The organism is Embleya sp. NPDC050154 (assembly GCF_044460165.1).
Classification (GTDB): Bacteria; Actinomycetota; Actinomycetes; order Streptomycetales; family Streptomycetaceae; genus Embleya.
This window is the reverse complement of record NZ_JBITJP010000003.1, coordinates 315,593-335,895: the sequence shown is the minus strand read 5'-3', so window position 1 is coordinate 335,895 and position 20,303 is coordinate 315,593. Positions and strand designations below refer to the sequence as shown.

The following is a 20,303-nucleotide window of genomic DNA, read 5'->3' as shown; positions in this document are numbered from 1 at the left end:
CGACGGCGTGCCCGGCCCGGCGACGGCGCGGGGGCCGCTCACCGAGGGGCCGTGACGTCTCGACCCCGGTGGGTGCCCCCGCCGGCGCGCCACATCGCCAGGGTCGTGGGGAGCGCGAGGACGGCGCCGGTGGTCAGCACGGCGGTCAGCGCGACATTGTTGGCGACGATGCCGCCGAACAGGGCGCCGAGCGCGATGGCCAGGTTGAACACGGACGTGTTCAGCGCGGTGGCCGCCTCGGTCGACTCCGGTGCCGACTTGAGGATCCAGGTCTGTACGCCGACCGGCACACCGCCGAAGGCCAGTCCCCAGACGATCATCAGGGCCGTGCCGCCGATCGGGGTGCGGCCGACGAGAGGGAAGATCGCCAGGACGGCGGTCAGTACGACGCTGATGGTGACGATGGTCACCCGGACGTCGCGGGCCGAGGCGGCACCCGCGAGGAAGTTGCCGGCGATGCCCGCGGCACCGAAGCCCAGCAGCAGCGGGCCGACCATGCCCTCGTCGATTCCCGACACGTCCTGTAGTACGGGGCTGACGAAGGTGAACGCGGCAAAGTGGCCGCTCACCAGCAGGAACGTGGCCAGGACGCCCGCCCGCACCACCGGATTGCGGAACTCCCGTGCCAGTGTCCTTAGTTGCACGGCCTGGCCGGCCGGCAACGGGGGCAACAGGACGAACAGGGCCACGAGGACGATCACCCCGAGCCCGGCGACGGCGACGAACGCGATCCGCCAGTCGCCGAGCCCGCCGATCAGCGTTCCGGCCGGTACACCGAGCACGTTGGCAGCCGTGGCGCCGCCGAAGACGATGGCGACCGCTCGGGGAACGGACCGCTCCGGGACCAGGCGCACGGCGAGCCCGGCCGCGAGGGCCCAGAACCCGCCGATGCTGATCCCGACGAGAAAGCGTGCGGCGAGCAGGATCGCGAAGTTGGGGGCGAGCGCGGACAGGACGTTGGCGGCCACCATCAGGACGATCAGACCGAGCAGCACGATCCGCCGGTCCAGGTGGCGGATCGCCACCGGCAGCAGCGGCGCCGTGGCGGAGGCGACCAGGCCGGGGACCGTCACCATCAGCCCGGCGGTGCCCTCCGAGACGTGCAGCGACGAGCCGATGAAGGGAAGCAGCCCCACGGGCAGGGATTCGACGGTGACCAGGGCGAAGGTGCCGACCGCCATCGCCGCGACGGCGAGCCACCTGCGCAAGGGCACACGCTCGTTGTCCCGAGGGGCGGGGGTGGGTGTCTCGGGCCTGTCGACGGCGATGTCGACGCCGACATCGACGGCGGTCATCGGGTCACCCCGATCGACCGGTGCGCGGGGGTCGGGAAAACGTCCCGGGGGACGGTGCCGCCGGTGGTTTGCGGGTTCATGCGTTGTCTTCCTGATGATCGTGCGGACATCGGGTGGTTGTGCGGGCACGCAGGACATGGCTCCGCGCAAAAGGGAGGGGGATCGGCGTGACCCGGCAACGTCCTCCCGGGCGGGCCCGGAGCCGGAAGGCGTGCATGTCCACCCTGCTGGGCACCGTCGGCGTCGACAAGGTGAGATAGTGGGTCGATCATTTAGCCGGATTCAACGATGGGGCGCGTCGATGCTCGAGCGGGTGGAGTTGGAGGCCTTCCTGACGCTGGCCGAGGAACTGCACTTCGGCCGCACCGCCGAACGCCTGCACCTGAGCACCGGCCGGATCAGCCAGACGATCCAGAGGCTGGAACGCCGGATCGGGACCCCGCTGTTCGAACGCACCAGCCGGAACGTCCGGCTGACCGCGGCAGGTCGGCAACTCCACGACGACCTGTTGCCGGTGTACCGGGAACTGGAGGCCGGGCTGCAGAAGGCGATCGACGCCGCGAAGGGCGTCGAGCACGTGCTGCGGGTCGGGTTCCTGGGGCCCGCGGTGGGACAACTCACGCTCCACGCCGCCCGGTTGTACGCCGAGCGGCTGCCCGGCTGCCGGGTGCAACCCAGGGAGTTGCAGATCTTCGACGCGCTCCCTCGGCTGCGCGACGGTGACGTGGACCTGGTGATCGTGACCCTGCCGCATCAGGAGCCGGGCATGGTCAACGGTCCGGTCCTGTTCTCCGAGCACCGCATGTTAGCCGTGCCCTCGACCCATGCCCTGGCCGGTCGCGACACGGTCTCCATGGAGGATCTCGCCGCCGTCAAGCTGTTGCGGGCGGGGCGAACCGCGCCCGACTACTGGCGCGCGGAACGCACACCCCCGCGGACCCCGTCGGGCGTACCGATCGAAGCCGGCCCTCGCTTCGAAACCCTCCAGGAGGCCTTGGCCCTGATCGGCGCCGGCGAAGGCGCCTTCGTGGTCGGCGCCCAGGTCACCCGCTACTACGCCCGCGCCGACGTCGCCTACATCCCGTTCCGCGACGCCCCACCGCTGGAATGGATCCCCACCTGGCTCGGCGTCACCCCGACGAGCAACATCCATGCCTTCAGCCAGGCCGCCAGGGACGCCGCCGGCCTGCTCCACCTCGCCGCCGTCACCACCGACCTCGGCACCTGACTCCGATCCGGAAGCAACGGAGGCGGCCGCGTGCTCCGGCGGGGGCCTGCTCGCGGCGGGGGCGAGGTGGATCGCGTAGCGTCCCGGCCATGTCGGTGGAGCGAGACTGGTGGTACGAGGGGGAGGCGACGCACGCCGGCGTGGCGGCGGCCTTTCGCGCCGTTCGGCCCGGTGGTGCCGAGGCGTTGAAGGACCGACTGCGGGCGGAGTGCACGCGGTTGTTGGGCAAGGCGCACCGAGCGCCGCCCGCGCTCGTGGAGGTGGTGCTCGCATCGGGCGACGTGGAACTGCAACTTGCTTTGGCGGAGGCGGAGTTCGCAGGGACGGCGGCGCTGTGCGCGCTCGCCCGGCTGGGTCGGCCCGAGTTGGGCCGCGCGGTGTGCACATTCCGGCGCAACGACTGGGATGGGGCCGAGGTGATGGCGGCGGTAATGGCCGCGGCCGACCCGACCGATCCGGGTTGGCGCGCGCCGGACGGACTCGTCCCTTGGCTCGTCGAGGGGGACCACGTCTTCCGGCACGAACTCCTGTACACCCCGTTCGGCGAGGTCCTCGCGGCCACGCTGGTGCGGATCGGCTCGCGAATGCCACCCGATCTGCTGCTCGACCGCGTGCGCGGGCTGCGCGAGCTGGTCGGTCCGGCCGAGTTCGCGGACTTCGTGCGCCGCGCGCGGGAGGAAGAGGACGAGCTGGGGCACCCCGGACTGCTCGCCCGGATCGACGAGGAGCCGGCCGGCCCACCGGGCCCCACGGGCCTGTGGCTACTGGCGACCGGGCGGGCCCGTACCGAGCGCGGCTCGACGGTGATCGACTGGGACCTGGTCCGAGCCGAACAGGTACGCAACCCGTGGCCGGCGCCTGTCCTCACCCGACTGGTGATGGAACCCGACTGCCCCGAAGACCTCGTGCGCGAGGCGTACCGGCACGATCGCGCGGCCACCGCCCGGCTCGCCCACCGGCTGCCGGACGACCTGTCGGTGGATCCCGAACTCGAGCACGACCCCAAGTGGTGGCCGGAGTTCATCCGCCGTCGACAACGATGCGGTTGGCTGTCCGTCGAGCGCGTCCTCGCCGAGATCGCGCCCGCGGTCGACGCCCTGCGGTGCCTGGACGCGGACGAGCCCGGGAATCGGAGGGCGATCGCCGAACTGGTCGCGCCGCTGGGAGCGGACCGCGCGGCGTGGGCGGCCGTATACACCCGACTGGGCGCGTACGGGGGATCGTCGGCCGCGCTCGTGACCGATGTCCTGGCGGCACGCACCGTGAGCGGGGCGGGGCCGGACGACATCGCGCGGGGCGACGTCGTACCGGTCGGCGTCACCCCGGATCATCTCGCACGGGACGCGACCCATGCCGGGTCGCCCGGGTCGCCCGGGTCGCCCGCGTCGGCCGACGCGGCGCGGGCGGGTTTCCTGACGCTCTTTCGGGCCGTGCCGCAGCACGTTCGCGACGCCCTCGTGCCCGACCTCGACCTGCCCACGTTGCGCGACGTCCTCGCGTCACCGTCGACGAACGCCGCCACCCGCGCCCGGATCACCGCCGTACACGGGAGGCGGGTGTACCTCGCGCGAGCCATGTGTGCCGAGCAAGTGCCGGAATCCGTCGAGGAGTTGCTGGACCTCGACGACCCCGACGTCAACGCCGTGCTGTTTCGGGACGCGCCGCTGACGGACGCCCAGCGCGTACGCGTCCTGGCCGGTGTGGACCGCCACGGCGAGCGCGGCGCGGTGCCGACGACCGACGACCTGTTGGAAACCCTGAGCCGGCTGAGCCTGATCGAGCTCAAAAGGCGCCTGATGACCGGCCTGTTCTCCGGGGACCCCCGAGTCGTCCGGCTGATCCTGCGCCGCACCCGGGTGCACACCGCGGCCGCGGCGAGCCGGATGCTGGTCGCGATCTGGGAACGCGGCGGTGCGGACGCGGTGCGTGCGCTGCTGGACGACGTCACCCCGCCGGCGCGGCAGGGGAGAACCGCGGCTCCTCCCTTCGACGCCGAGGTGGCCCGGTACGTGCGCGGGGCGCTCGCCGAACCCGACGGTCTCGATCGCATGCGTCGGTACGCCGCGACCGCCGGGGATCCGGCGCACGTGGTCGCGGAGATTCGCCGGGGCAGCGATGCGATCAGGTACCTGACCGACGAGGGCATACCGATCCCTTGGCCGGAACTGGTCGCGGCGCGCGCGGTCCGACCGCTGACCCTCGGCCCCGTCGACGCTCTGGTCCAGCGGCCGGACTGTCCCCGCGAAATCCTGCTCGACGGCCTGCGATTCCGGCCGAACGCCTACACCGGAAGGGCGTCCTGGGTCCGGGACTCCATCGAGCGCGGCACCCTCACCGTGCGCGACATCAGCGCCCACTGCGCACCCGCCGGAATGGCGCTGATGCTCACGATGGGCGTGCCGATCACCAAGGATCCGCAGGAGCACGAACGATGGATCGTCCGGGACCTGCGCGCGGCCGGCGCGATCGACCGACTGGGCGACTCGGTGCAGACCTGGACGATCGCCATCCGCATGCTGCCCGAGTTCCCCGGCACGCTCCTCGAACTGCTCGACACGGTCGCAGCGATCGTCGCGGTAGGGCAATGACGTGACCCGTCGGGGCGCGGCGGCGCGGCGGGTGCGACGCCGGTCGTGGTCACGCCCTCGCGGGTTTCGGGCTCCAGCGGGGGTCGCGGCCGGTGCGCGAGAGCAGGTCGTCGAACGGCGAGGCGTTCTCGGCGGTCGGGACGGGCTCGGCGAAGACCTTCATCTCGCGTGCGGTCACGGCCATCGTGTCGACGAGTTCGTGCAACGCGGGGATCACCCGCGGGGGTGGTGTGTACTCCCGGCCGGTGGCGCGGGCGAGATCCCACGCGTGCACGGTCAGATCGAGGAGCGCCATGCACCCCACGATCCGCGCGGGCATGCCCATGCCACCCGACATACCCTCCTCGGCACCGGGTGCCGCCCACGCCGCGACGAGCCGGGTCGTCTCGACCTCGAAGCCGGCCCGCCAATCGCCGACCAGGAAGTCGGGAGTCGTGGAGAAGTCCACCGATTCCTTGGCGGCCAGGGCCTGGAAGTTCACGACCACCTGGTAGAGGTGATTCAGCAGGTCGCGCACCTGGTAGTCGGCGCAGGGCGTGGGCAGGCGCAACTCCTCGTCGGTGATCGCGCCGATCACCGCGACCGCCTCGCGGGAGGCGTGCCGGAGAAGCTCACTGATCGTTTCGGTCATGTGTGAACCCTAGACACGGGCCTGCCGGCACGGATTGAACAAACGCGACACGCGGCGGCGTCGCCGCGGCCGGCCGACGGCGTCGGCCGGTACGCCCTCCCGGCGAGCGTCCCGCGCCGACGCGGCGGCCCGGACGCCCGATCGTCACCGGGAGTTCACTCGCGCGCGTATCCCGTGACGGTGCTTCGGCCGTAACGTACCCACTGGTAACGCCAGTCGCATGCGGCGGTTCCGGCCGTCGCCGGAAGGGAGTACGACATGGATCGGCGTACATTCCTGCGGGGCACCACCGTCGGAACGGGCGGGCTGGTGCTCGGTGGCTCGCTGTGGGCGTCCGCCGCACACGCGGGCCCCGCGCAGCCGGGCACCGGACCCTACGGCGCGCTCTCGCTGCCGGACGCCAACGGCGTACGGCTGCCGGCCGGGTTCACCTCGCGCGTGGTGGCCAAGAGCGGACGGTTGGTCACGGGAACCACCCACCTGTGGCACGGAGCGCCGGACGGCGGCGCCTGCTTCCGGGACGGAACCGGGTGGATCTACGTCTCCAACTCCGAACTCCCGCTGGTGGGCGGGGTCTCGGCGCTGCGCTTCGCCGCGGACGGGAACATCGTCGGCGCCTATTCCATCCTCGGCGGCTCGAACGTGAACTGCGCGGGAGGGGCCACACCGTGGGGAACGTGGCTCTCGTGTGAGGAGATCGCGTTCGGGAGGGTGTGGGAGACCGACCCGTACGGCCGCACCGGAGCGGTCAAGCGCGACGCCATGGGGCGCTTCAAGCACGAGGCCGCCGCCGCAGACCCGGACCGACGCGTGATCTACCTGACCGAGGACGAATCCGACGGCTGCTTCTACCGATTCACCCCCGACACATGGGGCGACCTCTCGCGCGGACGCCTGGAGGTGCTGTGCGCCCCGGCCGCGCCGGTGGCCGGTCCGGTGACCTGGCGGACCGTACCCCGACCCGGCGACTGGCTTGCCGGAACGCGCAACCAGGTCGCCGAGGCGCGCCGCTTCAAGGGCGGCGAGGGCGTGCACTATCGGGACGGGCGGGTGTGGTTCACCACCAAGGGCGACAACCGGGTGTGGGTGTACGACGCGGCGACGAGCGTGCTGGACATCGCGTACGACGACGACCTGGTGCCTGCCGGGTCCGCGCCGCTGACCGGGGTGGACAACATCACCGGGCGGCCCAACGGCGACCTGTTCGTCGCCGAGGACGGCGGCGACCTGCAGATCTGCCTGATCACCCCGGACGACACGGTCGCGCCGTTCCTCCAGGTGACCGGCCACGACGGCTCCGAGATCACCGGCCCGGCGTTCTCCCCCGACGGGCGGCGGCTGTACTTCTCCTCGCAGCGCGGCACCTCCAACTCCCCGGCGGCCGGAGTGACGTTCGAGGTGACGGGGCCCTTCCGCGACGCGGGTTGACGCCGGTGGTGCGGGGCTCCTCGGCCCCGAAGCGGGGATGGGCGGGCGGGCGAGCCCGGAGAGGCCGCCGCCGCCCGTCCCCGCTGCCGTCACCGGTGTTGCGGACCCGAGGGCGGACGACGTTCGCGAGGTCGGGGATGGTGAACCCATTCAGCGACGCCGGCCGGCGGTGCGGGTGGGCACAGGGTGGAGATCGGGCGCAGTGCAGGGGCGGTAGTAGCGCTTCGTTTCTACGTCCCTCGTAGTACGCGACGTCAAGCCCTGCGGGGGAGTCGTGACGGCGATCCGGCCGCAATACTTTCTAGAGTCAGACCCATACACCAAACTTTCGCGGACCCCGGGTCGGTGGAGCATTCACCGCCCAGTCAGGAGACTCGCCGCATGCAGCATCCGCACCGTCGGCCCGGCACCCACGACGACCGTCCGGTGGACCGCCGACGTCCGTCGACTGCCCGGTCGTTCGGCGGACGCTGTCCGGCCTGACCCGGATCCGCCCCGTTCCACGCCCGACCCGATCGCTTCACCGACACGTGGCACCTCCTCCGGTGGGTGTGCCGCGCCCGGACTCCCGCCCGACGTGGTGAGTCCTCCCTTGCCTTGACCCCTCGTACCGCAGTTCCCGGCACGTCCGTATGCCTTGCCTCGGCGCGCCGACACTTCCGCGTTCCGCCCGACCGGCGATGCCTGCCGCCCCGGGCCGGGCCCGCGGGCCGTTGTCGACCCCTCGACCGACCCGGAGATCCGTTTCCATGGCTACCTTCCTGTATCGACTCGGGCGCTTGACGTTCCGCCGGAGGCGACTCGCGCTGCTGATCTGGGTGGCGATCCTCGTCGCCGTCGGCGTGGGCGCCGCATCCGCCTCCAAGCCCGCCGCCAAGCCGTTCTCGATCCCCGGGATCGAGGCACAGAAGGCCCTCGACCTGCTCGAGGAGCGCAGTCCGGACTCCGGAGGTGGCGGGGCCACCGCACGCATCGTCTTCCGAGCCCCCGACGGGCAGCGGATCGATGCCCCGCAGAACAAGGCCGGCGTCGAGAAGACGATGGGCGCACTGCGCGGCACCCAGGAGATCGCCGACGCCTCCGACCCGTTCTCGGCCGCGACGCTGAGCGCCGACGGGCGGACCGCGTACGCGACGGTGGACTACCTGGTCGGGGCCGACCTGCTCAAGGACTCGTCCCGCGACATCCTCAAGGGCGCCGTGAAGCAGGGCCAGAGCGCGGGGCTGACCGTCGAGGTGGGCGGCGACGCGCTGGTCGCCGAGTCGAGCGTCGGCAACGGCGAGATCATCGGTGTGGGGGTCGCGGCCGTCGTGCTCGCGATCACCTTCGGCGCGATGATCGCCGCCGGGCTGCCGCTGCTCACCGCGATCCTCGGGGTCGGCATCGGCATAGCCGGGATCACCGCGGTGGCCGGCATCTTCGACCTCTCCGAGAGCACGTCCACGCTGGCGATGATGATCGGTCTCGCGGTCGGTATCGACTACGCGCTGTTCATCGTCTCCCGATACCGCACCGAGCTGAGGCTGGGGCGTGAACCGGAGGAGGCCGCCGGGCGGGCCGTGGGCACCGCGGGTTCGGCGGTCGTCTTCGCCGGGCTCACCGTCGTCATCGCGCTGTCCGGCCTGGCCGTGGTGAACATTCCGGTGCTCACCGAGATGGGTCTGGCCGCGGCCTTCACCGTCGTGATCGCCGTGCTCGTGGCGCTGACCTTCGTGCCGGCGCTGCTGGGCTTCGCCGGCAAGCGCATCTTCGGCCGCAAGGACCGCAAGCGCGCGGCCAAGCACGAGGCCGGTCTCGGTCACGGTAACGAGAAGCCGAACATGGGCTCGCGTTGGGCCCGCTTCGTTCTGCGCCACCCGGTGGCCGTACTGCTGTTCTCCGTGGTCGGGCTCGGCGCCGTCGCGCTGCCCGCGGCGAGCATGAACCTCGGTCTGCCGGACGACAGCGCGCAGCCGACCAGCACCACGCAGCGCCAGGCGTACGACATGCTCGCCGAGAGCTTCGGCCCCGGGTTCAACGGTCCGCTGATGCTGGTCGTGGACACCGCCAAGAGCAAGGACAGCCCGGCCGCCGCCGAGGCGGTCCGCCGTCAGGTGGAGACCCTCAAGGGCAAGGGCGTCGCGTCCGTCGGTGCCGTCGCCTTCAACGACGCCGGCAACCTGGCCACCATCCAGGTCACGCCGACGACCAAGCCGAGCGACCCGAAGACCGAGACGCTCGTTCACGACATCCGCTCCACCGTCAAGACGGCCGACTCGGCGAGCGGGTCGAAGACGCTGGTCAGCGGTACCCCCGCGCTGAACATCGACTTCTCGCAGAAGCTCAACGACGCGCTGCTCCCGTACCTGATCCTTGTGGTCGGGCTCGCCTTCCTGCTGCTGATCGCGGTGTTCCGGTCGATCCTGGTGCCGCTCAAGGCGGCCCTCGGATTCCTGTTGTCGGTCGCCGCGGCGCTCGGCTCGGTGGTCATGGTCTTCCAGTACGGCTGGCTGAACGAACTGTTCGGTGTCGAACAGACCGGCCCGATCATGAGCATGATGCCGATCTTCCTGATCGGCGTGGTGTTCGGCCTGGCGATGGACTACGAGGTCTTCCTCGTCACCGGAATGCGTGAGGCGTTCGTGCACGGCGAGAGCCCGCGCGAGTCGATCGTCAGCGGCTTCAAGCACGGCGCACGCGTGGTCACCGCCGCGGCGATCATCATGATCGCGGTCTTCGCCGGCTTCATCGGGGCCACCGACTCGATGATCAAGATGATCGGTTTCGGCCTCGCCGCGGCCGTGTTCCTGGACGCCTTCGTGGTACGCATGGCGGTCGTCCCGGCCGTGCTCGCCCTGCTGGGCAAGTCCGCGTGGTGGCTGCCGAAGTGGCTCGACCGCATCCTGCCGAACGTCGACGTGGAGGGCGAGAGCCTGCGGAAGCACATCGACGCCCGGGCCGCGGGCAACGCCGGGGAGGAAGTACCGGGCCCCGACCTGGTCAAGGTCCACTGACGGGCCCTCGAGGTGACCGACTGACGGGAACCCCGAGGTGACCGACACCCGCCGTGCCGCCGATGGGCAGCGCGGCGGGTGTCCGTGGTTCGAGGGAGTTATTGCTTATAACGAACGGCAAGTCATTTAAGGAGGCTTGGCGGTGTGATCCCTCGGATCCGATGCGGCGGGGCGGTGGCGCCCGTCGTTTCCCACCTTTTAAGCCACCGGACTCTGTACCGGCGAGGCGACGCGGGGTTCACTCGGAGTATGGCCCGGTCGGCACGTCCCGACGCCCGGTGCCCGCACCGAACGGACAGGAGAAGCCTCATGGTTCGACCCCTGATCCTCACCCGCAGGGCCCCCGCGCCCGCCCCTGCCCCCGCCGACGGCGAGCACCGCCGGCCTCTGCCCGAGCACCGCTTCGATCCCGACCTCGGCCTCAACGTCGTCGCCGACGGAACACCGCTGATCCACACGGCCGACCCCGCCGCGATGGCGAACTACACCGGCACCCAGGAAGCCGGTCGCTGGAAGAAGGACGACTGACGACGCGCGCGTGATCGGCGTGCGCCCGACCGAAGTCGCCTCCGTGGCGACGGCTCGGCGGCCACGCCGACCACGCGCGCACCCGCGAGGATGTGACGATGGACCCGTTGCTCGCCGCCGCCCTGCGCCACCTGGGCATCGAGGACCCCCCACGCCCGCTCACCCAGGACCACACCACCGCCTGGCGTGCCGGGCAATGGAAGATCAAGACGGCGACCGAACCCGCCGACGCCGCACCGCTGTTGCACGAGGCCCGCGCCGTCGCACTCCTCCACGCCCGAGGTCTGCATCCCGTCGACGCCACCAGCGGACGCCTCGCCCAAGGCGTGTGGACCGCGATCCCCTGGCGTCCGGGCACCACCCTGTGGGACTGGGGCCTGGCCGCCCGCGAAATCCCGTCACCCGAGCACGCGCGGCGGCTCCGCGGCATCGGCCGCCACGCGTTCGCCGCGCTGCACCGACTCCACGCCGCGGGATGGCGCCACGGCGACATACAACCGGCCAACATCCTCGTCACCCCCGACGGCGCGATCGAGTTCATCGACCACGACCTCACCCACCACCGCGACCTCCCCCTGCCGGGCCCCTACCGAGGCGGCATGGACCAATCCACCGCCCCCGAGATCGCCCGCGAACTCCTCGGCACCGAACCCGACGTCGACATCACCCTCACCACCGAGGCCGAGATCTACAGCCTCGGCGCGTCCCTGCGCTGGGCCTGGACCGGCCACGCCCCCGCCACCACCCGCCTGCTCGGCCCCGACGTCACCCCCCGGGACATCCTCGAGGACATCGCCACAGGGCGACACCGCCCACCCCTGTCTCCCGAACTGCCCTGGGCCGACCCCGAACTGGAGAAGCTGATCGCGGCGACGACGACCCCGGATCCGAGCCGACGAAGCACAGGTGGCTTTTCCACCGAAGACCCCATCCCCGGGCGGTGAAGCCGTCTCCCCGGCACTGACGGCCTGACCGGCCACGCTTGCCCGCCCGCGCTCCCACCTGCATGCCTGTCCGTCGACCCGTCGACCCGTCGACCCGCCCTACCGACTCCGAACGGGCTCCGTCGGAGTCGGTAGGGCGGGTCGGTCTCGGGTCCGTGGGTGGGGTTGTCGTGCCGATTCGGCCCGTCGCGGGCCGAGGGGCGGCTCTCCGGTCGGGCCCGGGGTGGTGGGCGGGACGGATCGAGTGAAACTCGTGGGTGATTTCGCGGGAAGGCGTGTCGGCACGTCCGGACGGCTCGTTTGTCCTTGCGACATGATCGCCCCGAGTGCAGGGAAGCCATGACCTTCGGCAGAGAAGAGCCGTCTTTCGTCGCGGCACGAGACAACGACACGAGTTCGCGGATCCGTTTCGGCGCGGAACGGCGATACCCGAGGTGGGTCGTACCCACGACGTTCTTCGGCTTCTGCGCCGTCGAGTGCGCGGGGGGCCGGCCTGCGCCGACGGTCGCATGGGGGCGACGATGAAGGCTGCCGTCCCGGCGTCGGGTGAGCGGGACCCGGGGTCGAGTGAAGGGGCGGCGGCCGAGGTCGCCGCGGTTCCGTCGCAGGGTGCGCAGAGGCCGGTGGCGAGCGGGCGGAACGCGATCGAGGTGCTGCGCGCCCACGCCGACCATCCGAGTGCCTTCCTGGCGGTCAATTCCCGGACCCGGCACTACTACGGGAGCGGCGTTCCCGGGCTCGTCGCCTTTCGGCCGGGGTACCCGCATCACATCCAGTTCGCCGGACCTTTCGCGGCGCCCGCGGACCGAGGACGCCTGCTGGACGAGTATCTGCATATGCTCGGCCACGGCCCGGGCCGGCCGAAGTCACTGACCGCGGTTCAGCTTCGCTCCCACGACATCGCCGTCTACGCCGACCGCGGATTCGTGATCAACCAGCTCGGTGTCTCCTACGGCATCGACCTGTCCCGCTTCACGCTGCGCGGTAAGGCCCTGGCCAAGGTCCGCCAGAACGTCTCCCGGGCCCGGCGGGAGGGGGTCACCGTCACGGAGGTGGAATCCGAAGCCCTGCCCGATCGACGCACCCTGGACGACATCGACCGGGAGTGGTTGCGCGACAAGGGCCGCTACGTGCGGCAATTGGCGTTCATGGTCGGCGAACACGGCGGGATCGGCCGGACGCTGCGTCGTACGTTCGTGGCGCGCCACCGCGGGACGACCGTCGCCTACATCACGTACGCGCCGGCCTGGGGGAGTCGACCGGGGTGGTTGTGCGATCTGTCCCGCCGTCGTCCGCAAGCCCCGGTCGGCACACACGAGTTGATCAACCTCACGGCGTTGAGTCGTTTCACCGAGGAGGGGGCGGGCTGGCTGCATCTCGGGCTCGCACCGTTCGTCGGGCTGGCGGACGAGCACGAACCGCCCTGTGCCTCCGGTCTTCTCGGATGGGCGATCCGGCAGGGGGCGAGACCCGGGCGCGAGCTCTACCCGGCGAGGACGCAGGCGGCCTTCAAACTCAAGTGGGCACCGCACGTGTGTGAACCCGAGTACCTGGCTTTCCAGGATCGTGTTCGTGTGGCGGCGGTGTGGCGTCTGCTGCGGGCAACCCGGGTGTTGTGATCGGTTGTCCGTGACGTCTCGGTGGGTTCGCGGCGGCGTGGGCCCACCGGCGCCGCCCTCGCGCGATCGGAACGAGGTGCCGTGTGCCGGCCCCGGCCCGGATCGGCGCGAATTCGCTGTTCCACATCCTGGTCACGGCCGAGTTCAAGGTCGACCACGAGTACCAAGTCACCGTGCACGGCCTGGAATCGGAGATCGGCACGGGCGTGGACCCGGAACACGACACTCTTCGCTTCCCACCGCGGGCACCCGTGATCGAGGGTTGGCGCGGACGTCGGCGGGTTCGGGGGGACCACGCCCTCCAGGGGCGATGTCGCACCGGCCGGATCGATCGGGCCGACCCGACGGGTCAGCGCTGGATTCTCGGCCCCGAGCCCGTCGACCCGCGCACGATGAGTTCGGGGCGGAAGACGAACTCCGACCGAGGCGCCGGGATGCCGGCCAACTCGTCGAAGAGCGCGCGGACCGCCGCCAGTCCGATGGCCTGCACCGGCTGGCGGATGGTGGTCAGCGGCGGGTCGGTGTACGCGATGAACGGCGAGTCGTCGAAGCCGATCACCGAGACGTCGTGCGGGACCGAGAGGCCGCGCTCGCGAATCGTGGTGATCGCGCCCAGGGCCATCACGTCGCTCCCGCAGACCAGGGCGGTGGCGTTCCGGTCGAGCAGCGTCCGGGCGCCGGCGGCACCACCCTCGAAGGAGAAGATGGTGTTCTCCAGAAGCGCGTCGTCCTCGTCGGTGCCCAGGAGCTCGGCCATCGTCCGCAGGAAGCCCTCGGCCTTGCGGATGACCGGCACGAATCGGCGCGGCCCGGACAGCAGGCCTATTCGCTCGTGCCCGAGCTCGACGAGATGGCTGACCGCGAGCCGCATCGCGAGCCGGTCGTCGGTGGAGAGAAAAGGCGCGTCCACGCCCTCCGCGTAGCCGTTGATCATCACCATCGGCACGTTCTCGGCCGACAACTTCGTGTAGCGCTCGATACCCGCCGTGGTGTCGGCGTGCATGCCGGAGACGAAGATGATCCCGGAGACCCCGCGCTCGATGAGCAGGTGCGTGAACTCGTCCTCGGTCGCCCCGCCGGGGGTCTGCGTGCACAGCACCGGGGTGAACTCGCGCTGGGTCAGCGCGCTTTCGATGACCTGCGCGAACGCGGGAAAGATCGGGTTGTCGAGCTCTGGCGTGATCAGCCCCACGAGGCCGGCGCTGCGCCGGCGCAACCGGGTCGGCCGCTCGTAGCCCAGCAGGTCCAAGGCGGCCAGGACGACTCGCCGGGTGGCCGCGGACACGCCGGGCTTGCCGTTGAGGACGCGACTGACCGTGGCCTCGCTCACACCTGCCTGAGCAGCGATGTCGGAAAGCCTGGGGGTCATGGGAGATGACTCTAGTTGACCGGACGAAGGGAAAGTCATGTCGGGGAAATCCTCCTGCTGCGACACAGGTGACGGGTCGTCAGCACGCTGCGGGGCGAAGGGTGGGACGCCGCCCGCGAAGGCGGAGCGGATCGTTACCGGCGGCGGACCGGGTGTAACGCGGCCCGCCCCGGACGATCATCGCGACGAACGGAAAAGGTACGGCCGGGCGCCGTCGGGCCGGCCCGCCGAGGTCACCGTCGGCGGCGCCGTGCCCGCACACGGCGCCGCCGAGCGGTGCACGGCTCACTCGGCCGTCCGCTCCCACCACACCGCGGTGTCGGCCGGCAGCAGCACGCCGCCCGCTTCGGCCGCGACCAGGGGCGCACCGGCGAGCAGTTGCCGGCCGTACGCGGGGATCGTCACCGGCGCGTCGCCGAAGTTGACCACGCACACGAACTCGGCGCCGCGCTCGAAGGCGAGGCAGCCGTCCGGCGCGTCGATCCAGCGCAGTGTTCCGCCGCCCAGCCCCGGCAGGGCGCGGCGCAGGCGCAGGGCCTCGCGGTACAACTCCAGCATCGAGTCGGGTCGGCCGCGCTGGGCCTGCACGCTCAGCCCCTGCCAGTCGGCCGGTACCGGCAGCCAGCTTTCGCGCGACCCGGGCGGACCGAAGCCGAAGGGCGCCTCGGCGCCGTCCCACGGGATCGGCACCCGGCAGCCGTCGCGACCGCGGTCGGTGTGGCCGGACCGTTCCCACTGCGGGTCCTGGAGGACCTCGTCGGGCAGGTCGGTGACCTCGGGAAGGCCGAGTTCCTCGCCCTGGTAGAGGTAGGCGGAGCCGGGCAGCGCGAGGGTGAGCAGCACCGCGGCGCGGGCCCGGGCCTGCCCGAGCGGCCCGCCGCCGTACCGGGTGACGTGCCGTTGCACGTCGTGATTGGAGAGCACCCAGGTGGCGGGCGCGCCGACGTCCGCGACGGCGGCGAGCGAGTCGTCGACCACCGCGCGGAAGGCCGGCGCCGACCAATCGGTGCCCAGGTAGTGGAAGTTGAAGGCCTGGTGCAACTCGTCCGGGCGCAGGTACAGCGCGAGCCGCGCGGCATCGGGCACCCATGCCTCGGCGACCGCGACCCGATCGCCGGGGTAGGTGTCGAGCAGGGCCCGCCAGTCGCGGTAGATCTCGTGTACCTCGTCGCGGTCGAAGTACGGCAGGGCCTGCGTGCCGAGCAGGGAGATCTGCCGGTCGTGCCCGATGTCGGCGAGGGTGGGTTCCTTGAACATGCCGTGTGCGACGTCGATCCGGAAACCGTCCACGCCGAGGTTGAGCCAGAAGGCGAGGATGTCCAGGAACTCGGCGCGGACCTCGGGGTGGTGCCAGTTGAGGTCGGGCTGTTCGGGGGCGAACAGGTGCAGGTACCAGGAGCCGTCGGGCAGCCGGGTCCAGGCCGGGCCGCCGAAGACGGACTCCCAGTCGTTGGGCGGGAGTTCGCCGTCCGCGCCCCGACCGTCGCGGAACATGTAGCGCTCGCGCGCGGCGTCGCCCGGTGCGGCGGCGAGGGCCTCGCGGAACCAGGCGTGTCGGTCCGAGGTGTGGTTGGGCACGATGTCGACGATCACCCGCAGACCCAGTGCGTGCGCCTCGCGTACCAGGGCGTCGATGTCGCCGAGCGTGCCCAGGGTCGGGTCGACCGCCCGGTAGTCGGCGACATCGTAACCGCCGTCGGCCATCGGCGACGCGTAGAAGGGAGTGATCCACAGTGCGTCCACGCCCAGGTCGCGCAGGTAGGGCAGCCGGGTGCGGATGCCCAGCAGGTCGCCCACGCCGTCGCCGTTGCCGTCGGCGAAGCTGCGCACGTACACCTGGTAGATGACCGCGTCCCGCCACCAGGGCTCGGGGTTGTCCCGGGTCCGCGATGGCTCGGGGAGAGTCAGGGGGAGGTTCATGGCTGTCCTGTCGTCCTGTCGTACGGTCGGCTCACGGTGCGTTGCGGTGCGGTGTGTCGCGGTGCGACGCGGTGCGATGCGGTGAGGTGCGAAGGGATGGTGTCCGGGCGCGGCCGGTTCCGAGTGCCCGGTGTCGGGGTCAGGATTTGGTCCCGCCCGCGGTGAGGCCGGAGACCAGGTGTCGCTGGACGAAGAAGAAGACCAGCGCCGCGGGAATGGTGATGAGCACCGAGGCCGCGGTCATCAGGCCCCACTCGCTCTTGAACTGGCCCACCCAGGTGCTCAGGCCGACCGCGAGGGTGTAGTGCTTGCGGTCGTTCATGAAGGTCGTCGCGTAGGCGACCTCGCCCCACGCGGTGAGGAAGCTGTAGAACGCGGTCACCGCGAGGCCGGGCCGGGCCAGCGGCATGATCAGCCGCCAGAACGTGCCGAACGGGGTCAGTCCGTCGACCCGTCCAGCCTCGTCGATCTCGCGCGGGATCGTGTCGAAGTAGCTCTTGAGCATCCAGGCGCAGAACGGCACGGCCACCGTGCAGTAGGCGAGGATCAGGCTGCCGTAGGTGTTGATCAGGTGCAGCTTCGCCATGATCGTGTACATCGGCACGATGAGCACGGCCACCGGGAACATCTGCACGACCAGGAAGGCCCACATCAGCGGTTTGTGGCCGGGGAATCGCATCCGGGACAGGGCGTAGCCGGCGCTCGCGGCGATGAACACGCCGAGCAGCGTGGTGCCGAGCGCGACGACGATCGAGTTGCCGAACCAGCGCACGAACGAGCCGTCGGAGAGCACGTCTCGGTAGTTGTCCAGGGACAACCCGGCGAAGCTGCCCGGCTTTTGCCAGTCGTCGCCCGGCTTGAGCGAGGTCAGCGCAACCCACAGGACCGGGAAGATCCCGATCGCGCTCGCGATCAGGAGGGCGGTGTGCAGCGCGATGGAGGCGAGTCGGCCGCGTTCGCCGCGGGCCCGCCTGCGCGGCCGTGCGGTGGGTCGCCGGCCGGGGATGGTGGGCTCGGCCCGGGCGGTTCGGGGTGTGCTGGTCGTGGTCATGCCGCCTGCCCCTTGCGGTCGAGGGTGCGACGGTAGGCGGTCGCGAACAGGATGAGCATCGACAGGATGATCGCCCCGTAGGTCGCGGCCCCGGCGTAGTCGCGGATGTTGGCGAACCCGAGCTTGTAGGCGAACGTCACCAGGATCTCCGTGGAGCCGAACGGCCCGCCCTCGGTGACCAGGTAGATGACGGCGAACTGGTTGAACGTCCAGATCACGCCGAGCAGGATGATCGTCGCGCTGATCGGGCGCAGGCCGGGCAGGGTGACGTAGCGGAAGCGCTGCCAGGGCGTGGCCCCGTCCATCTCGGCGGCCTCGTACTGCTCCTGGGGGATCGACTGGAGTCCGCCCAGGATCGCCACCATGTTGAACGGCACGCCGATCCAGACGTTGACCATGATCACGGCGATCTTGGCCGTGGTCGGCTGCCCGAGCCAGTCGACGGGGTCCATGCCCGCGCCGCCGAGGATCGAGTTGATCACGCCGTTGTCCTTGTTGAGCATCAGCCGCCACGCGAACGCGGAGACGAACGCGGGCACCGCCCACGGGACGACGAGCATGATCCGGTACATCCCGCTGAACCGGACCTTGCGGTTGAGCAGCACCGCGAGGCCCAGGCCGAGCGTGTAGTGCAGGACGACGCAGGAGACCGTCCAGATCATCGTCCATTGCAGCTTCGGGTAGAAGTTGCCGTCGCTGCCGGAGAGCACGTTGCGGTAGTTCTTCAGGCCCACCCACTCGTAGGTGGCGGGGATGTGGTTGACCCCGATCGTGCGGCCCATGTTGGCCTCGTTGATGTCGGTCAACGAGTAGTAGAGCCCGCGGACGAGCGGGTATCCCACCAGCACACCCAGGACCAGGACGACCGGGAGCACCATGGCCCAGGCGTACCAGTGCGAGTCGTACGACCTGCGCAACCGGCGCAGGATCCGACGGAAGCGGCCCGCGGCGGGTTTGCGCGGTGTCTTGCCTTCGGGGACGGAGGGCGACCCGGGGGACTCCGGTGCCTCGATGGTGGTGGTCATGATGGTCCTGCCTCGTAGCCTGCGACCGCACCGTCCGTGTTCCTGACGCAGCGTCAGCCACGGTGCGGTGCCTGGGGGTTGGGGCGGGTGGGCGCGGGGATCGAGCACGCGCCCACCCGTTCGACGTGCGCGGACCGCCGGACGTACGCGGAGGTCGGACGCGCCGGTCGGGACGTCGGGGGTCGGACTCGCCGGTCGGACGCGGGGTCGGATGCGCCGGTCGGATGCGGCGGTCCGGGCGTCTCCTCGGCCCGGGTGCGGGTGTGAGGAGACGCCCGTCGTCGCTACTTGAAGTCGGGCAGGATGCCCCGGGCCGCCTTGGCGACGTCGTCGAGACCGGCCTTGGTCGAGACCTGACCGCTGTAGATCTTCTCCATCGTCGTGTCCATCGGGTCGAACAGGTCGCTCGCGCGGGCCAGGGGCGGTCCCGGCACGGCGGTGTCGAGCGCGGCGCGGAAGGCGGTGATGGTGGGATCGGAGGAGACCGTGCCCATCGAGTACGCCTCGGTCCGGGTGGGCAAAACGTGGTTCTTCTCCGCCGTGAACGCCTGGTTCTCCGGCCGGGTGAGGAACTCGACGAACAGGTAGGACGCGTCGAGGTTCTTCGAGCCCGCGTAGACGACCAGGTTGTGGCCGCCGGTGGGGGAGCCCGCCTTGCCCGTGCTGCCTGCGGGGACCGGGGCGATGCCCAGGTTGGCCTTGTCCGCGAACGCCGGACCCTTGAGGTCGTCGCCGATCGACCAGGGGCCGTTGATCATCATGGCCAGCTTGCCCTCCTTGAACATGGCCTGCATGTTCGAGTAGGCATCCTTGGTCACGTCGGTGACCGCCGCGCCGGAGTCGATCAGGTCCTTGCCGATGCCGATGGCCTTCTGCGCCTTGTCGTCGTTGACGGTGATCTTCTTCGCCTGCACGTCGACCAGCCCACCGCCCTCGCCGTAGATGAGCGGCAGCGCGTAGAAGCCCTGCGGCTTCATGAACACGCCCGCGTTCCCGGTCTTGGCCTTGACCGCGAGCCCCGCGGCCTTGACCTCGTCCCACGTGGCCGGCGGCTTGGTGATGCCGGCCTTCGCGAGCAGTTCCTTGTTGTAGAGCAGCGCGAGGGTGTCCGTCACGAGCGGGACGCCGTAGGTCTTCTGCTTGTACTGGGTGCTTGCGAACGAGCTGGGCAGGAAGCCCTCCCGGCGGTTCAGCGCGGGCGTGCCTTCGAGCGGCTGGAGGTACCCCAGTTCGGCGAAGGCCGGGTTCCAGCCGACGTCGGAGCGCAGCACGTCCGGTGCGCCGGTGCCGCCCTGGGCCGCGGTCTTGAACTTGTCGCGGGCGTCGTCGAACGGGACGTTCTCGTACTTGATCTTGATCTTGGGGTACGCCGCCTCGAACTTGGCTATCAGTTCCTTGTAGGCGGGCGCCTCGCTGGTGGAGTCGGAGGTGTCCCACCAGGTCACCGTGCCGGACACCGCCGCGGGGTCCTTGGCCGCCGCGGGCTGTCCGCCCTTGGCGCCGCCGTCGTCACCGCCACATGCGGTGAGCGTGAGCGTGAGCGCCGCGGCTGCGGCCGCCGCGGAAATGCTCCGTCGCATCTGCACTCCTCGGGAATGGGTCCGGCCACCGGGGCATCGGACCGTCCGTTGGCCGGGGCGGCCACCGGACTGCGGGAAGGAACGTAGCAACGGGAGGTCCTCCA

14 protein-coding genes are annotated in these 20,303 nt (G+C 70.9%); 7 read left to right on the top strand and 7 right to left on the bottom strand.

Going from position 1 to position 20,303, the window contains the following annotated elements; all coding sequences use genetic code 11:
* Window positions 1–38 precede the first annotated feature (38 nt).
* Complete coding sequence (locus ACIBSV_RS08160; RefSeq protein WP_395860469.1) at window positions 39–1,295, bottom strand: MFS transporter; 1,257 nt, start codon at window positions 1,293–1,295, stop codon at window positions 39–41.
* 301 nt (window positions 1,296–1,596) lie between these two features.
* Here ACIBSV_RS08160 and ACIBSV_RS08155 point away from each other — a divergent pair, with 301 nt between their 5' ends.
* Together ACIBSV_RS08155 and ACIBSV_RS08150 are read left to right on the top strand one after the other, a co-directional pair.
* On the top strand, window positions 1,597–2,523 hold the full coding sequence (locus ACIBSV_RS08155) for a LysR family transcriptional regulator (protein ID WP_395860467.1): 927 nt from the start codon (window positions 1,597–1,599) through the stop codon (window positions 2,521–2,523).
* A gap of 89 nt (window positions 2,524–2,612) precedes the next feature.
* Entirely contained in the window at window positions 2,613–5,111 is a 2,499-nt protein-coding gene (locus ACIBSV_RS08150) for a hypothetical protein (protein ID WP_395860465.1), read from the top strand.
* Between the two features lie 49 nt (window positions 5,112–5,160).
* Here ACIBSV_RS08150 and ACIBSV_RS08145 read toward each other — a convergent pair whose 3' ends face one another.
* Window positions 5,161–5,742 carry a TIGR03086 family metal-binding protein gene (locus tag ACIBSV_RS08145; protein WP_395860463.1) on the bottom strand — a complete coding sequence of 194 codons (582 nt, stop codon included), beginning with the start codon at window positions 5,740–5,742 and terminating at the stop codon, window positions 5,161–5,163.
* Window positions 5,743–6,000: 258 nt separating this feature from the next.
* Between ACIBSV_RS08145 and ACIBSV_RS08140 the strand changes: the two genes are divergently transcribed.
* From ACIBSV_RS08140 to ACIBSV_RS08120, 5 genes are all read left to right on the top strand, one after another.
* The gene (locus tag ACIBSV_RS08140) at window positions 6,001–7,170 is read left to right on the top strand and encodes an alkaline phosphatase PhoX (RefSeq protein WP_395860462.1); all 1,170 of its coding nucleotides are present in this window, start codon (window positions 6,001–6,003) and stop codon (window positions 7,168–7,170) included.
* Between the two features lie 749 nt (window positions 7,171–7,919).
* Window positions 7,920–10,163, top strand: a complete 2,244-nt coding sequence (locus ACIBSV_RS08135) for an MMPL family transporter (protein WP_395860460.1) — start codon at window positions 7,920–7,922, stop codon at window positions 10,161–10,163.
* 309 nt (window positions 10,164–10,472) lie between these two features.
* Window positions 10,473–10,691 (top strand): hypothetical protein, encoded by a 219-nt coding sequence (locus ACIBSV_RS08130; RefSeq protein WP_395860458.1) that lies wholly within the window; start codon window positions 10,473–10,475, stop codon window positions 10,689–10,691.
* Window positions 10,692–10,789: 98 nt separating this feature from the next.
* Window positions 10,790–11,635: a hypothetical protein gene (locus ACIBSV_RS08125; protein WP_395860456.1), complete on the top strand. Its 846-nt coding sequence runs from the start codon at window positions 10,790–10,792 to the stop codon at window positions 11,633–11,635.
* 623 nt (window positions 11,636–12,258) lie between these two features.
* Window positions 12,259–13,254, top strand: coding sequence for a phosphatidylglycerol lysyltransferase domain-containing protein (locus tag ACIBSV_RS08120; RefSeq protein ID WP_395860454.1), 996 nt, complete (start codon window positions 12,259–12,261; stop codon window positions 13,252–13,254).
* A 349-nt stretch (window positions 13,255–13,603) separates the two neighbouring features.
* On the opposite strand, the gene ACIBSV_RS08115 is transcribed toward ACIBSV_RS08120, so the two are convergent.
* The 5 genes from ACIBSV_RS08115 to ACIBSV_RS08095 all read right to left on the bottom strand — a co-directional run bounded on the left by ACIBSV_RS08115 (window position 13,604) and on the right by ACIBSV_RS08095 (window position 20,199).
* Complete coding sequence (locus ACIBSV_RS08115; protein ID WP_395860452.1) at window positions 13,604–14,623, bottom strand: LacI family DNA-binding transcriptional regulator; 1,020 nt, start codon at window positions 14,621–14,623, stop codon at window positions 13,604–13,606.
* Between the two features lie 285 nt (window positions 14,624–14,908).
* Window positions 14,909–16,543, bottom strand: coding sequence for a glycoside hydrolase family 13 protein (locus ACIBSV_RS08110; RefSeq protein ID WP_395860449.1), 1,635 nt, complete (start codon window positions 16,541–16,543; stop codon window positions 14,909–14,911).
* Between the two features lie 139 nt (window positions 16,544–16,682).
* Window positions 16,683–17,594: a sugar ABC transporter permease gene (locus tag ACIBSV_RS08105; protein WP_395860446.1), complete on the bottom strand. Its 912-nt coding sequence runs from the start codon at window positions 17,592–17,594 to the stop codon at window positions 16,683–16,685.
* Window positions 17,591–18,619, bottom strand: coding sequence for a carbohydrate ABC transporter permease (locus tag ACIBSV_RS08100; protein ID WP_395860444.1), 1,029 nt, complete (start codon window positions 18,617–18,619; stop codon window positions 17,591–17,593). The genes ACIBSV_RS08105 and ACIBSV_RS08100 overlap by 4 nt, the downstream gene beginning before the upstream one ends.
* Window positions 18,620–18,903: 284 nt before the next feature.
* Complete coding sequence (locus tag ACIBSV_RS08095) at window positions 18,904–20,199, bottom strand: extracellular solute-binding protein (RefSeq protein WP_395860442.1); 1,296 nt, start codon at window positions 20,197–20,199, stop codon at window positions 18,904–18,906.
* Between the last annotated feature and the right edge of the window lie 104 nt (window positions 20,200–20,303).